13 protein-coding genes are annotated in these 14,649 nt (G+C 32.1%); 6 read left to right on the top strand and 7 right to left on the bottom strand.

Features of this window, described 5'->3' with window-relative positions:
• Nucleotide 1 precedes the first annotated feature (1 nt).
• Nucleotides 2-610, bottom strand: coding sequence for a class I SAM-dependent methyltransferase (locus tag BTM19_RS04035; RefSeq protein ID WP_038679502.1), 609 nt, complete (start codon nt 608-610; stop codon nt 2-4).
• A gap of 324 nt (nt 611-934) precedes the next feature.
• On the opposite strand from BTM19_RS04035, the gene BTM19_RS04030 reads away from it, so the two are divergent.
• On the top strand, nt 935-2,119 hold the full coding sequence (locus tag BTM19_RS04030; RefSeq protein ID WP_029378779.1) for an FtsW/RodA/SpoVE family cell cycle protein: 1,185 nt from the start codon (nt 935-937) through the stop codon (nt 2,117-2,119).
• Complete coding sequence (locus tag BTM19_RS04025) at nt 2,116-2,697, top strand: phosphatase PAP2 family protein (RefSeq protein ID WP_029378780.1); 582 nt, start codon at nt 2,116-2,118, stop codon at nt 2,695-2,697. The genes BTM19_RS04030 and BTM19_RS04025 overlap by 4 nt, the downstream gene beginning before the upstream one ends.
• Before the next feature lie 137 nt (nt 2,698-2,834).
• Here the strand turns inward: BTM19_RS04025 and BTM19_RS04020 are convergent, their stop codons facing one another.
• Complete coding sequence (locus BTM19_RS04020; protein WP_029378781.1) at nt 2,835-3,620, bottom strand: VLRF1 family aeRF1-type release factor; 786 nt, start codon at nt 3,618-3,620, stop codon at nt 2,835-2,837.
• Nucleotides 3,621-3,812: 192 nt separating this feature from the next.
• On the opposite strand from BTM19_RS04020, the gene glcP reads away from it, so the two are divergent.
• Nucleotides 3,813-5,174 (top strand): glucose transporter GlcP, encoded by a 1,362-nt coding sequence (gene glcP, locus BTM19_RS04015; RefSeq protein ID WP_029378782.1) that lies wholly within the window; start codon nt 3,813-3,815, stop codon nt 5,172-5,174.
• 154 nt (nt 5,175-5,328) lie between these two features.
• Here the strand turns inward: glcP and BTM19_RS04010 are convergent, their stop codons facing one another.
• The 3 genes from BTM19_RS04010 to BTM19_RS04000 form a co-directional block, all read right to left on the bottom strand.
• Entirely contained in the window at nt 5,329-5,688 is a 360-nt protein-coding gene (locus tag BTM19_RS04010) for a DUF1304 domain-containing protein (RefSeq protein ID WP_029378783.1), read from the bottom strand.
• A gap of 251 nt (nt 5,689-5,939) precedes the next feature.
• Nucleotides 5,940-6,365 carry a MaoC family dehydratase gene (locus tag BTM19_RS04005; protein ID WP_029378784.1) on the bottom strand — a complete coding sequence of 142 codons (426 nt, stop codon included), beginning with the start codon at nt 6,363-6,365 and terminating at the stop codon, nt 5,940-5,942.
• A 111-nt stretch (nt 6,366-6,476) separates the two neighbouring features.
• Nucleotides 6,477-6,854 (bottom strand): winged helix-turn-helix transcriptional regulator, encoded by a 378-nt coding sequence (locus tag BTM19_RS04000; RefSeq protein WP_029378785.1) that lies wholly within the window; start codon nt 6,852-6,854, stop codon nt 6,477-6,479.
• A gap of 120 nt (nt 6,855-6,974) precedes the next feature.
• Between BTM19_RS04000 and BTM19_RS03995 the strand changes: the two genes are divergently transcribed.
• Together BTM19_RS03995 and BTM19_RS03990 are read left to right on the top strand one after the other, a co-directional pair.
• On the top strand, nt 6,975-8,156 hold the full coding sequence (locus tag BTM19_RS03995; RefSeq protein ID WP_038679505.1) for an MFS transporter: 1,182 nt from the start codon (nt 6,975-6,977) through the stop codon (nt 8,154-8,156).
• Nucleotides 8,157-8,344: 188 nt separating this feature from the next.
• The gene (locus BTM19_RS03990; protein WP_029378787.1) at nt 8,345-9,541 is read left to right on the top strand and encodes an amidohydrolase; all 1,197 of its coding nucleotides are present in this window, start codon (nt 8,345-8,347) and stop codon (nt 9,539-9,541) included.
• 153 nt (nt 9,542-9,694) lie between these two features.
• On the opposite strand, the gene BTM19_RS03985 is transcribed toward BTM19_RS03990, so the two are convergent.
• Nucleotides 9,695-11,116, bottom strand: a complete 1,422-nt coding sequence (locus BTM19_RS03985) for an MDR family MFS transporter (protein WP_069796738.1) — start codon at nt 11,114-11,116, stop codon at nt 9,695-9,697.
• A 523-nt stretch (nt 11,117-11,639) separates the two neighbouring features.
• Between BTM19_RS03985 and mbcS the strand changes: the two genes are divergently transcribed.
• Nucleotides 11,640-13,211: an acyl-CoA synthetase MbcS gene (mbcS, locus tag BTM19_RS03980; RefSeq protein WP_038679507.1), complete on the top strand. Its 1,572-nt coding sequence runs from the start codon at nt 11,640-11,642 to the stop codon at nt 13,209-13,211.
• 540 nt (nt 13,212-13,751) lie between these two features.
• Here the strand turns inward: mbcS and BTM19_RS03970 are convergent.
• A complete protein-coding gene (locus BTM19_RS03970) occupies nt 13,752-14,363 on the bottom strand; it encodes a YIP1 family protein (RefSeq protein WP_038679508.1) in 612 nt (203 codons plus the stop codon).
• Between the last annotated feature and the right edge of the window lie 286 nt (nt 14,364-14,649).

Here is a 14,649-nt window from a genome sequence, read left to right as displayed (position 1 = left end):
TTTATAGTTTAGTGCCTGTAGCAATGAACAAGCTTGCATCTTGCTTCATAAATATTTTCTTACCACTGTAAAAAGTATTAATCTGTGGGTTTATCAGGCCTAATTTGTTAAAAACATGGATGATATCCATTTGTTCAAAGCCATTATATACTTTTGGATGATAAATATTTTCGTTTTTATCAAAATCAACAAGTATTATCATCCCTCCACTATTTAGCTGATTATACAGCTTTTGTAATAATAATTGATAGTTACCACTGTGGAGTAAGACTAAAGATAACACAATAACATCATAATTTTTGTGGTTGAGTATTGTATCGTCTAAAAGTACGTCACCCACTAAGGTTTTAATGGAAGTTTGATTTAAATTTGATACCTTGTGTTCAAAAATATCTACCATTTGCGGAGAGGCATCCATGAGCGTAACTGCTTCAAAATACTCTGCGATATTTAAAGTTACAAGGCCAGTCCCACCACCATAGTCTAGCAAAGTTTGATAGTTTGTATCTTTAAGTTGTTGCGTTATTGCTTGGGTAATAATATGAGCGAGGTGTATTCTTTCAGGGCCATCGTATTTTTGGGCAATTTGGTCAAAACGATCTTTGTTCAAATAAAAGCTCCTTCATTTATAAGTGGTTTTGAATATACTTACCACTTATAAGGTTATTATAGATACTTTAAGTCTTTAATTGATTTTAGCATAGCACTTTTTATTTTTCAATTTCTTTTACTTGCTGATGTTGAGGATTTTTAACGCAATATCGATAGTATATGTATAGGTGTAAATATTTCGATTATAGATAAATATATAATAATTTAATAAAACTTAAATGCTTAAAAGTTAAGAATTCAAATTAGATAAGTCTAAAGTATGATTGAGCTAATATTAAATTTGTGTTTTACTATATTCTGACAGTCATAATGAGGTGCAGACATGAGAGGATTTTTAACTTACATACGTAAACACATCAAGGAATTAGATTATATTTTAATTATAAGTTTTTTACTACTAGGTATTTTAGGCGTAATAATGGTCTATAGTGCCAGTATGGTGCCAGCTTCTAAAGGCTCACTTACAGGCGGTGTGCCTATTGAGAGTAATCATTTTATGAAAAGGCAATTTCTCTTTATAGTAATTGGATTTTCAGTCATTATATTTATTGGCGCTTTTATCAATATTAATGTATTAAAACAGAGCAATATACAAAAACTTATAATTATAGGTACTTTATGTTTATTACTCATTACAGTTCTGATTGGGAAAGAAATCAATGGTTCGAGAAACTGGATTAACTTAGGCCTGTTCAGCTTACAATCTTCAGAATTTTTAAAATTAGCTTCAATTTTTTATCTATCATACATAATTAACCGACGTATTTCGAGTTCTCGAGACTATCATTTAAAACATATGATTCCTCCATTGGGTGTGTTAGGTGTAGGTTTATTACTTGTGTTGATGCAAGGGGACCTAGGTGGCACATTGCTAACAGTCGCTATAATTGCTTCTATACTTATTTATTCAGATATAAAAAATAAAATTAAACTTCAAATTATAATGATCACAATGATTCCCATTGTTTTTTATATTATTTATACATTGATATTTGATTCTAAAAATTTATATAGATTAAAAAGGATCAAGGTTATGTTAGACCCATTTAAATATGAAAGTGGAGATGGTTACCAATTAACTGGGGCGCTTACCTCTATAGGAAATGGTGGTTTAACGGGTAGGGGCTTAGGTAACGGTATTGCAAAATTAGGATACTTACCAGAGCCACATACAGATTTTATATTTACTGTAATAGCAGAAGAATTGGGTTTAATCGGTGTATTAGCCACATTAATGGTTTATGGCGTTATTTTGTTTAAAGGACTAATTTATGCGAATAAAACAACAAATCAATTTTATAAGTTAATTTGTGTTGGTGTTGTAAGTTATTTATTTATGCAAGTATTTATCAACCTTGCAGGTGTATCAGGCCTTATTCCATTAACAGGTGTCACATTACCGTTATTAAGCTATGGTGGTTCATCGATGTTAAGCATAAGTATTGCATTTGGTGCGTTACTTGCAGTAGCTCGAAATATTAATAAAGAAAGGAAAGCTATTAAATGAAAAATTACGTGAATATGATTTTAGTTAGCATATGTTTTATGCTCTTAGTTTTATGTATACATACAGGCTTAACAAATGGCTTAGATACTTTTGTTTATCATTGGTTACATGAGTTGATAACAGCCGATATACTAGTTCAATATTTGTCTATTATTTCTGCGGTATTTTCTCCTCTGAATTGTTTGATTATGGTGTTATTAATACTACTTGTGTTATTTTTCTTTAATAAAGTTAAATTTTGGTGGTATGGTTTTTGGTGTTTTAGTGTTTTTGCTATAGGAACATTTCTAAAGTACGCTATTCAACGTCCGAGACCGAGCATAGATATAGATGGTTATAGTTTTCCAAGTATGCATGTTTTAAGTGTTTGTTTATTAGTAAGTCTCATCTTATTATTAAAAAATAGCAAAATATTGTCGGTAATTTGTGTATTATTAGTCATTTCTATTATGATTTCTAGAATCTATCTACAAGCACACTATTTTACAGATACGTTGGGTAGCTTGCTTGTGTTATATATTATGCTTCAATCCATATATATCGGTAGAGAACCTAAAGCTGTAAAGTCGAATAATTGAGAAAGTATATTGTAAGTTTTTTAAAATTCAAACCGTAAGTGAAGCATAGAGTTTAATTAAAATATATCAGCAATATAATGGAGGCAATTATAAAAATCATCTTAACACTTTGATTTCTTATATTGCCTCCATTTTTATTATTCTTCATTAACTTTAGTTATAATTTCAGTAGCATTTAAATTTAAGATGTTACTGGTAATTACTTTATCAATATTTCTATTAAATAAAGTACGTAGTTTTTCTATTTCTTCTTTCTCTCCTGCTAAATAAATTTGTTTCCATTCGTTTCTTTTAGCATTTATTTCAACAGTAGAAGCTAAATTTTTGAGCCACCGTTCTTGGTTAGCTTTGACTCTTTCTTTAAACTCGTCTCTTTTTGAGCCACCTTGTGTAAAGTCATCACCTTGAGGGCCTTGATGTTCACGCCAATCATCAGTATCTAAATCTAAAATAAAGTCTTTTTCTTTAACGATGGTACCTATTTCTGTTTCAATTAAACGCGCCTTGTCTTGTTGTAAAACTAATATACCAGTATAAGGATAGTTTCCTTGTAATGATTTCAATTGATCTAATTTAGGCTGATCTCCCCAATTAAACTCAGTATCTAAGGATATATGAGTTAATTTTTTAAATAATAAAGATTCATCTGCAGTTAAAAATAGAATGAGACCTCTTTTTAACTCAGGTTCTACACTTTGAATTTCTGTTTCAACTTTTTTAATGACTTCTTTAGCTTGGTTTTTTTCCTCATGATCATCACTATGTTTAGTTCTATAGGCTAAATCTTTTAGTGCATTTTTTAATTCTATTTTCCATTTTGTGCCTTGGTCAGGATGTGTATTTAAATAAATTGAAAATACTTTTTGGTTCTCTGCTGTACCATCATATTTTTCTAAGTTATTAATTTCTTCTTTTAAAAGCATTACACTTCACCCCTTAAAATTATAATATATTATTTAATTTCCTAAAATATAAGTTTTAAACTTATTGAAATATAGTATGTATATAAAAGGCTACTTTAAAAATAGAAGTTAAGAATATAATAATTTAAAAATATTTGTAACGCTTACATATTAAGAATATAATAGACATAATTTTAAAGGGGTTGGTACAAATTGAAAGCAAATAAGAGTTTAATATTTATCTTAGGAGCACTTGGCGGTTTATTATACGGCTATGATAATGGCGTGATTTCAGGAGCATTGCTCTTTATAAATGACGACATTCCATTAAACAGTTTTACAGAAGGTCTTGTTGTTTCATCCATGCTTATAGGTGCAATCATTGGATCTGGTGGGAGTGGACCTTTATCGGATAGAATCGGAAGAAGACATTTAGTATTAATCATTGCAATTATTTATATCGTCGGATCATTAATATTAGTGGTTGCGCAAAATATGCCAACACTTGTGTTTGGACGTCTTATTATTGGTCTAGCTGTAGGTGGTTCAATGGCAACGGTGCCTGTGTATTTATCAGAAATGGCTCCAACAGCTTATCGTGGTTCGCTTGGCTCATTGAATCAATTAATGATTACAATTGGAATTTTAGTAGCGTATCTCGTTAATTATGCCTTTGCCGACATAGAAGGATGGCGTTGGATGCTAGGTTTAGCAATAGTACCATCTGTTATTTTATTAATTGGTATAGCATTTATGCCTGAGAGTCCAAGGTGGTTATTAGAACATAGGAATGAAAAAGCTGCAAGAGATGTTATGAGAATTACATTTAATGACGATAATGAGATTAATACTGAAATTAAAGAGATGAAAGAACTATCAGCAATTTCAGAATCAACTTGGACTATTTTAAAATCGCCTTGGTTAAGACCGACATTAATAATTGGATGTATATTTGCATTATTCCAACAAATCATAGGTATTAATGCAATTATATTTTATGCACCCACTATTTTCAGTAAAGCAGGATTAGGTGAAGCAACATCCATTTTAGGAACGGTAGGAATTGGGACGATTAATGTACTTGTAACGATTATAGCGGTATTTATAGCGGATAAAGTTAATCGTAAGAAATTGTTAGTAACAGGAAATGTCGGAATGGTAGCTTCATTACTTGTTATGGCAATCTTAATATGGACAATTGGTATAGCATCATCAGCAGGTATTATTATCGTGTGTTTATCACTGTTTATTGTATTCTTTGGTTTAACTTGGGGACCAATCCTTTGGGTTATGTTGCCAGAAATGTTCCCGATGCGTGCACGTGGCGCAGCTACTGGTTTAGCAACGCTTGTATTAAATTTCGGTACATTACTTGTTGCGCAACTGTTTCCAGTGTTAAATAATACACTAAGTACAGAATGGGTATTCTTGATTTTTGCGGTTATTGGTGTATTTGCAATGTGCTTTGTAATAAAATATCTGCCAGAAACGCGAGGACGGAGTTTAGAAGAAATTGAATATGATTTAAGAGAACGTACATCTGGAAACGAAACAATAAAATATAATAATCATTAATATAAAATAATTATTCATAAAAAGTAAAGCGGAGTACGAAATCATTGTTTAGATTTCATACTCCGCTTTTGTATGTGTAGTTTTAGAAGATACACATTTCTAGCTACCAATTCTTTAATTTAAATGATGTTAGCATAGTTTAAAAGATTAAATATTAAAACAGCAATGAAATTAAGGCTAGGATTGGTAAGCCACCTTGTTTTAATAAAATAGATTTTTGACTTGTTACAGCGCCATATATCGCAACGATAATCATGTACACTAATATGCAAACAATTAGTTCTTTGGCATTATTTGAAAAGAGTAAAGCATATAGTAAGAATACGCCTAAAAGGCCATTATAAATGCCTTGGTTTTTCATCAGTGTTTTTAAATTATCTTGTTGTAAGGCTTGTTTAGTCATTTTAAATAAATTGCTCGTTTTGTCAGAAGTTGTAGCAAAAGTCTGCAAAGCCATGATATAGAAAAACTCTGCAGCAACTAATAAAACTAAAATAATTGATATAATACTCATATTAATATCTCCTTTAGTAAATAATTAATTTTTACATCTTTATGATTATATAGAAATAGCAAAGAAAAATAAATATAAATTATGATTGATTTTCACATGAACGCACATGCGCGAAATATATGTGTAGTGTTTGGTTTTATTAGACTATGAATAGACAAGAGAGAGTATCATTATTATTTAGCTTATTGGATATATTGAAGTTAAGTGTATAGTTAGTACGTAGTTAATGCCTCAATATCAATAATACCTCATTAACGTCTCATTAATGCTGTTAGTTCTCCTTCAAATACTTTGTCTTCGTGTTGGTTAAATGTCGATAATAGTACCGTGAGTAAACCTTGATCGCTTTTCGTGGCTTGTTTTTTCAATACTTTTATTTTTGTGTAAAGTTCATCTTCAGGATATACGGGCTTGATAAATTTAATATGGTTCATATGTGTACCTGCGATTACATCTTCACCATACTTACCTGCTTCAATCCATAATTTGAATGAAATAGATAACGTGTGTATACCTGAAGCAATGATACCATTGAATCTACCTTCTGTAGCTTTCTCCTTATCCAAATGCATGTATTGTGGGTCAAATTCTTGAGCGAAGTTAATAATATCTTTCTCACTTATTTTATTAGGTGGTGTAGTAAATACATCATCTATTTCAAATTCATCAAGTTTCATAATTTTTAAATACTCCTCTACTGTAGTAATCCATCATTAATTAGTCCCAACCGTTAAGTATTATCTTTAATAGTCAGTTTGTAGCCATTGAAAGCTGAGTAAATCGTTTGTTTAGGCATTTGGAATATTAATAAAGTCTTGTTGGTTCAGTGTGACAGCTTCGCCTTGTTCATACATTTTTTCTACGTGAAATTCTCCCCAATAACATAAAGAAGATAAAATATTACCAAGTGTTTGACCATATTCAGAAAGGTCATATTCTACTTTCGGTGGAACTTGATCATAAACGATCCGATTAATAATGCCATCTTTCTCTAATTCCCGTAATTGTTGTGTTAACATTTTTTGAGTAATAGTTGGTATCGCTCGCTTTAATGCAGAAGTACGCATTAAGCCATTATTTTGTAAGTGGCATAGGATGACAGGTTTCCATTTACCACCAATGACGTCAATTGTAGCTTCAACTCCTATATTATATGTTTTACTCATATGATTTCCTCCTTATAGGTACTAAAAGGTATCTATATTACTTTAAAGTGTGTACTTCCTCTTCTTACATGTGTGATATATAGTAACATAATCAACAAAATTAAGGAGAGAAAATGAATTATGAAGAAAAACAAGTTTGCTATTTTAGCTTTAGCGATGTCAGCTTTTGCAATTGGGATGACAGAGTTTATTAGTGTTGGTCTATTGCCATTAATTAAAGATTCATTTAATACAAGCATTTCATTAGCTGGTTTAACTGTTTCGTTATATGCGGTAGGTGTAACAATTGGTGCGCCATTACTTACTCCATTAACTAATAAAATGAAACGTAAGCATTTGCTCATCGGTATTATGTTAATATTTATTATCGCAAATACACTTGCAGCTTTTGCTACAACTTTGAGTATGTTGTTGGCTATGCGTATACTGTCTGCGTTAATGCACGGCGTATTTATGTCTATAGCGACTGCTATTGCGAGTGATTTAGTAACAGCAGACAAACGTTCAAGCGCTATTGCAATGATGTTTACGGGATTGACTGTTGCAACTATTACCGGCGTACCTCTAGGGACATGGATTGGCCAGCAATTTGGTTGGGAAGCTTCATTTTTTACAATTGCGCTAATTGGTTTAATCAGTTTAATCGTAAACATATTTACTGTGCCTAAAGATCTTAATGAATATGAACAAGCTTCAATGTTAGAACAATTAACTGTATTTAAAAATAAATCTTTAATGATGATTTATTTAATTACGGCATTAGGTTATGGTGGAACGTTCGTTGTATACACTTATTTGACGACATTGCTTACAGATGTATTAAATTATAGTGACGACGCAGTTGTATTTTTATTAGTTATCTACGGTGTAATGGTTGCAATAGGAAATACATTAGGCGGCAAACTTACAAATAATCAGCCGACTAAAGTGCTTATAGGTATATTTTTAGTACAAGCACTAGTCTTATTGCTTGTAGGTATAACCGTAACGCATCACTTATTAGGTACCGTAATCATATTGCTTATGGGGTTATTTGCTTTTATGAATGTACCAGGATTACAACTAATTGTGGTACTTTTTGCTGAACGTAAAAATAAAGCGACAACGAACTTCGCATCAAGTTTAAACATTGCTTCATTTAATATTGGCATCACATTAGGATCAGTAATTGGCGGGTTTGTGCTAAATCATTTTGGTATTACAATGACACCATATTTTGGTTTTGGAATGGTAATCATTGCTAGCGCTATTATGTATATCATTCATAAAAAAGAAACGGTAGTAGAACTTAAAGTCTCTTAGAATTTAAACTAAGATAATAAAATTTAAAATGAAAATATGTTCGTTTTAGTAATTAATTTCACTAAATTCGATTTAAATAACTAGAAATTTTATAAAATGTTATTTTATATTTGAATTAATACTCTTTGGAATTTAAACTTATTAATGAGTGATATGTTTTAAAATTCAATCGAAAGAAGTGAATGTTCATGAATGTAAAAGAAAAATTATTTGAGAAGTTAGAACAGAAGGAAGCCGACATGATTAAGCACCGTCGCTATTTGCATCAGCACCCTGAGCTGTCTTTCCAAGAAAATGCTACAGCAGAGTATATCAAGGATTTTTATAAGGATAAAGACGTTGTAGTTACACAACCGGTTGCTGAGAGTAATGCTATTATTGTAGAAATCAAAGGGCAACACCCAGGTAATACGATAGGTTTACGTGCAGATTTTGATGCTTTACCTATAAATGAAGAAGCGGATGTCCCTTTTAAATCAACGAACGAAGGTGTAATGCATGCTTGTGGCCATGATGCGCATACGGCTTATTTACTAGGTTTAGCGGACGCATTAATTGATATCAAAGATGAATTGCCAGGTACAATTAAAATTATCCATCAACATGCTGAAGAAATGCCTCCAGGTGGTGCACAGCAAATTATGGCATCGGGTGCGTTAAACGATTTAGATGAAGTATATGGTATTCATGTTGTGCCAGTTGCTGGTCCAGAAGTAATTGGTTACAATACAGGCAATGCTTTTGCTGGAAGCTCAACGTTCACATTAACAATTAAAGGACTCGGTGGTCATGCTGCAAGCCCGCATAAGACACACGATGCCTTAGTAGCTGGAACAAACTTTGTAAATACGCTCCAAACAATTGTGTCTAGACGTATTGATCCTTCAGAAATGGGCGTTATTACTGTAGGTTCTTTCGACGCACCAGGTGGCGCTAATGTCATTCAAGATAAAGTGACAATTAAAGGTACTGCACGTTATCTTAATGATGATTTAGAACAATTTATGTATGAAGAAATTGAGAAAGTTGCAAAAAGTGTCGCAGTAGGATTCGATATTACGTATGACTTAGATTATCAATTTGGTTATCCAGTATTATATAACCACCCTGAACAAACACAAGCGGTAACAGACATTTTATCAACAAGTCAGGGAGACTATTTCAAACATTTAGTTGAAATTCCTGCCGTTTCAGGTTCAGAAGACTTTGCTTATTATTTAAAAGAAATACCAGGTACATTTTTTATTGTAGGTTGTAAGCCAGAACATATGGAAGAACCTTATATGAATCATCATCCTAAGTTTGAAGTTAATGAAAATGCACTCTTGGTATCTGCAAAATCATTAGGAGAGATTGCGATTAATAGACTATCTGCTAAAGCTTAATTAAATTAATGCGTTAAGCAATTGTTGATTATGTAATGCATTGTAATCTATCACTTTGTAAAATAAAACACTTTCAAAAAGTTCAATGTGCAGTGAACTTTTCGAAAGTGTTATTTTTTATATTTTTTTATCCATGTTTTAAATTATTAGATCTTATAAGGTTCTTCGAGCTGGTTTACTATCATCAGAAAGTTTAGCTGATAAGATCAACGCAACTACTGAAATACCAGTTGCAACCATAAATGTGACGTTTACACCATGGATGATGCCTTCTACGCCATCACTTGGATTAGCTGATACAGACATTAATGTAATAAATAATGCTGTACCAATGGCACCAGCCATTTGTCTGAAAGTATTGTTCATTGCAGTACCATGTGCAATGAGATGATTTGGTAACTGGTTAATGGCCAATGTTGTCATAGGCATCATAACCATTGCGATAGAAATCATTCGTAAGGCGTTAGATATTGCAAGGTAAGTAAAACTAGTATGCGCTGTTAGTACAGTAAACGGTACGGATGACGCTACTAATACGAGTAACCCGATACGTGCTAACCACGTTCCACCGAATTTATCGAATAAATAGCCAGTAAGTGGGTTCATAAGGCCCATGACTACTGCACCTGGTAGTAAGACAAGACCAGATTCTAGCGCAGAGAACTGTAACATATTTTGCATATAGAGTGGCAATATAATGTTAGTAGCAATTAATACACCGAATACAAACATACTTAATACTGTACCTAATGTATAGACATTGTAACTAAACACTCTAAATTCGAGCATAGGTTCTTTTAGATTCAATTGACGACGAATGAATACAACTAATGAAATAATACCTATGATTAATGGTGCTATGAATTGTACGCTATTCCAACCTGCTTCACCTACAGAACTGAAACTATATAATAATCCACCAAATCCTAATGTAGATAGAATTACTGATGATATATCTAATTTTGGATGTGAAGTTTCAGTCACATTTTTCAATAAGAAAATTGATGCAATAATAATGATAACTGCGATAGGGAACACAACATAGAAGACACTTCTCCATGATAGATGTTCTACTAGTACACCTGATAAAGTTGGACCTATAGCGGGTGCAAATGCAATAACGAGACCAAAGAGACCCATTGCAGTACCACGTTTTTCTTTAGGAAAAGTTAAAAATAGAATTGTTTGCATCAATGGCATCATAATACCAGCGCCTGCTGCTTGTAAGACGCGTCCGATAAGTAGCATTGAAAAATCTGAGCCTACTGCACAGAGTAATGTACCTGCGGCAAAGATGCTCATGGCAGTTAAGAATAATTGCCTCGATGTATATCTTTCGATTAAAAAGGCTGTTACTGGAATCATTATCCCATTTACAAGCATAAATATAGACTGTAACCATTGTACAGTGCTTTCAGTTACTTGGAGATCTTTCATAATTGGCGGTAATGCCGTACCAAGTAACGTTTGGTTCAAAATCGTAATAAAAGCCCCAGAGAGTAGCACAATAAATAGGGGAATTCTTTTTTCAACATGGAAAGTATCATTTGAACTCAATCGTATCACTTCTTTCATTAAAAATTACACAGTTTTATATTATATCACTAAGAACAAGTTAAAGCTAAATGTTGAACTGTGAAAAATAAATTCCATCGATAAAACTTATGAAAATAGAAAGCTATAGTAGAATATTTGGAAGTGAACATAAATATAATGCGCTGAAATAGGCATCATTTTAGAGGTTACGACAATAATTGTGTTCTAACCTCTATTTTAGATGACATTTTACAACTGTATGCTAGAAATACTACATGAGATATATCCTAAATGTCAAAGTTATTTCGGGATTAGCTATATTTTTACAAATCTAGTATATCGTAAATTTAGTCAGGCTTTAAGTATATCTAGAAGCGTATTATAATAGGAAAATATTGATATTATTAAAGTCATAATTGTATCTTTTTAGATAGAGAAGGATTAGAATTATGGTGTTATTGAGTAATAGGGTTACTTTGTATTAACGAAAGTATGATCTATGGTTTGTGTTTGCATACGTGCATACGATAATTGTAGATTTAGAATTAAAGGAGAGTAAATAATGAACAAAAAAGATTTAGTCGCTCCAGATACTTATAATATCGTTAGCGAAATCGAAAAATATATAGCTGATGAAAATAAAAAAGCTATTATTTTTGAAAATGCTGAGGGCGAAACACATTCAATCACATATAATCAATTGGTGAAAAATGCTAACCAAGTCGGTAATATGTTTTTAAAACATGGCTTACAAAAAGGTGACAAAGTACTTGTGATGATGCCGCGTTCTATTGAAACGTATGAAATTTACATAGCTGCTTTGAAATTGGGCATTGTAGTTATTCCAAGTTCTGAAATGTTACGTACAAAGGATTTACAATATAGAATTTCACATGGAGAGGTCAAAGCTATCGTTGTAACTGCTGATAGCATTGATGAATTTAAAGCAGTTAAAGAATACAACACATTAACAAAATTTATTGTTGGCGGAGAATACGAAGATTGGTATACGGTCGATTCAGAATCAGCCAAGGAAACAGATGAATTACAAATTGTCGAGACATCTAAAGATGATGTTGCCTTATTATCATACACGTCAGGTACAACAGGTAATCCGAAAGCTGTGGTACATTCACATGGATGGGGCTATGCACATATGCAAATGGCGCCTAAACATTGGTTGAGTATCAAAGAAGATGATATTGCGTGGGCTACTGCAGCGCCTGGTTGGCAAAAATGGGTATGGAGTCCATTTTTATCAATTATGGGGTCAGGAGCAACGGCATTTGTTTATAACGGCAAATTTAACGCTGAAAAATACTTAGAATTATTACAAGATTATAAGATTAATGTCCTTTGTTGTACGCCTACTGAATATCGTTTAATGGCAAAACTGCCTAACCTAACGGACTATAACTTAGAACATTTGCATAGTGCAGTCTCTGCAGGTGAACCTTTAAATAGAGAAGTTGTAGAAAAATTCCAAACCAATTTTGATCTTACAGTTAGAGATGGTTATGGACAAACGGAGAGCACTTTATTAATTGGTTTCTTGAAAGATACAGAGAGTCGTCCAGGGTCTATGGGTAAAGCGATTCCTGGTAGTCATGTTACTGTCATCAATGATGATGGTGAGCTAGCAGAAATAGGAGAAGTAGGTAATATAGCAGTGCCGTTAGACTTACCGGCATTATTCAAAGGTTATTATAAAGACCCTGAACGAACTGCTGAACCTAGAATAGGCGATTATTATATCACGGGTGATTTAGCCAAATTAGATGAAGATGGTTATTTCTGGTTTGAAGGACGTAAAGATGACATTATTATTAGTTCTGGGTATACAATTGGACCATTTGAAGTAGAAGACTCCCTTACAAAACATGAGTACGTAAAAGAATGTGCCGTAGTTGCTAGCCCGCATGAAATAAGAGGGAATATCGTTAAAGCGTTTATTATCTTGCAAGAGGGTATACCAGCAACGGATGATACAGTCAAAACACTTCAAGATTATGTGAAACAAGACGTTGCACCATACAAATATCCACGTGCTATAGAATTTGTAGAAGACTTACCTAAAACAAACTCAGGTAAGATCAGACGTATTGAATTAAGAGAAGCAGAAAAGAATAAATAATTCAGTCATTGGATAAAATCGTTTGTCACTTTTATTAAAGGTTTTGTAGTTACTATTATTACAAGTTTCTTTTTCTGGCGTCATCATGTAGAAAATATAAATTTATAAAGGAGATTTTTATTTGAGTATAAATAAAGATTTCAAAATTTATGAGATTATATTTATCATTATTGCAATTATTTTTATTGTTATTAATTGTTTGGGTCTGTTTGAAGTTGTTCATTTTACAAATACTATCCAGAATATCTTTCAAGCGATATTTACAATGTCTATCGGTATAGCTTATATAAGAAAGTCTAAAACGATAGGAATATTATATATAATTGCTAGCATGTTATTTATTACAAGTATTGTATGATTATTTTAAAATTAAAATAATACAAAAAGGAACTCGAAACGTTTATTTACGCCTCGGGTTCCTTTTTGTATAGGTACTATAGAGTTAGTAAGTCCGCATAGGACGCTAGTGTTAATTATGCATGCGTTACAACTCAAATAACACTTGGAAATTTCTAATTTTAAAAGATATTGATTCAATAATTATTGGAAAGAAGCACCAATTAATGCAAAGCCTACGAAGATGACTAAATACACAATTGACCAAATAAGTGCTGATTTTTTAGAAAAACGATTTGTAGCTAAGAGCATTACGCCAAATACGTAAGCGCCGATAAGTGTTTGTAAGTTAAACGCAGCAAGAAAGCTGTTGCCTTTATCAAAGATATTGAGACTTGTTATAACATAGTCTGTTGGTGATAAGCCTGCAATCCATTGAATAACAATTACGATAAGTCCAATTACACTAGTGATAACTGTAAAGCTTAATGTAGCAGAAAAAATAGTTTTAGCACTAGCATCAGATTTCATAATTTTTGAAATTAATAAGAAAATAACGAATGTAATACCGATGCCGATGATGCCACCAACAATGCCACTAATGATTCCGGTGATTTGGCCTATAGTTTTCGTTTGTTCAAGCTCTTGACCGCTTAAACCAGAATCTTTAAACAAGGTATCATAGTCAATTAGACTATTGCTAATTATGGTAGATAGTACCACAACGACTATAGCGATAAGTAGTTTTAATGCCCATTTAGGGTTAGCTCGTAAATTTGAAAAATGTTGAGCTAACGGTAATTTAGATGTTTCCATATGTATATTGCCTCCTAAGTGTATCTTTTTAAAAAGCATAACACGTGATACAATATATTAAAACAACTTAATAAAAATTAATCAAATACAAATTAAAATTTAATAATAATGTAAAATTAGTTTTTTGTTAACATTTTGTCTTTAAGTTTTAATTGTTAATTTATGATATTTCATATATTTATTATTGTGGGTAGTCTTTCGACTTATTGAGTTAAAAAATGCGAAGGGGTGCAAATTGATGTTACATTACTACATGTATTTTGTAGTCTTTGAACAAGGGTGTGAA

Source organism: Staphylococcus xylosus, assembly GCF_002732165.1.
Classification (GTDB): Bacteria; Bacillota; Bacilli; order Staphylococcales; family Staphylococcaceae; genus Staphylococcus; species Staphylococcus xylosus.
Note: the sequence above shows the minus strand (reverse complement) of the source record. Positions and strands in the feature narration are given on the sequence as shown.

Excerpts from the sequence above, each read along its gene's own strand:
- BTM19_RS04030 (WP_029378779.1), top strand. The coding sequence starts at position 935 with ATGAGAGGATTTTTAACTTACATACGTAAACACATCAAGGAATTAGAT.
- BTM19_RS04025 (WP_029378780.1), top strand. The coding sequence starts at position 2,116 with ATGAAAAATTACGTGAATATGATTTTAGTTAGCATATGTTTTATGCTC.
- BTM19_RS04020 (WP_029378781.1), bottom strand. The coding sequence starts at position 3,620 with ATGCTTTTAAAAGAAGAAATTAATAACTTAGAAAAATATGATGGTACA.
- BTM19_RS04010 (WP_029378783.1), bottom strand. The coding sequence starts at position 5,688 with ATGAGTATTATATCAATTATTTTAGTTTTATTAGTTGCTGCAGAGTTT.
- BTM19_RS04005 (WP_029378784.1), bottom strand. The coding sequence starts at position 6,365 with ATGAAACTTGATGAATTTGAAATAGATGATGTATTTACTACACCACCT.
- BTM19_RS04000 (WP_029378785.1), bottom strand. The coding sequence starts at position 6,854 with ATGAGTAAAACATATAATATAGGAGTTGAAGCTACAATTGACGTCATT.
- BTM19_RS03995 (WP_038679505.1), top strand. The coding sequence starts at position 6,975 with ATGAAGAAAAACAAGTTTGCTATTTTAGCTTTAGCGATGTCAGCTTTT.
- BTM19_RS03990 (WP_029378787.1), top strand. The coding sequence starts at position 8,345 with ATGAATGTAAAAGAAAAATTATTTGAGAAGTTAGAACAGAAGGAAGCC.
- BTM19_RS03985 (WP_069796738.1), bottom strand. The coding sequence starts at position 11,116 with ATGAAAGAAGTGATACGATTGAGTTCAAATGATACTTTCCATGTTGAA.
- mbcS (WP_038679507.1), top strand. The coding sequence starts at position 11,640 with ATGAACAAAAAAGATTTAGTCGCTCCAGATACTTATAATATCGTTAGC.
- BTM19_RS03970 (WP_038679508.1), bottom strand. The coding sequence starts at position 14,363 with ATGGAAACATCTAAATTACCGTTAGCTCAACATTTTTCAAATTTACGA.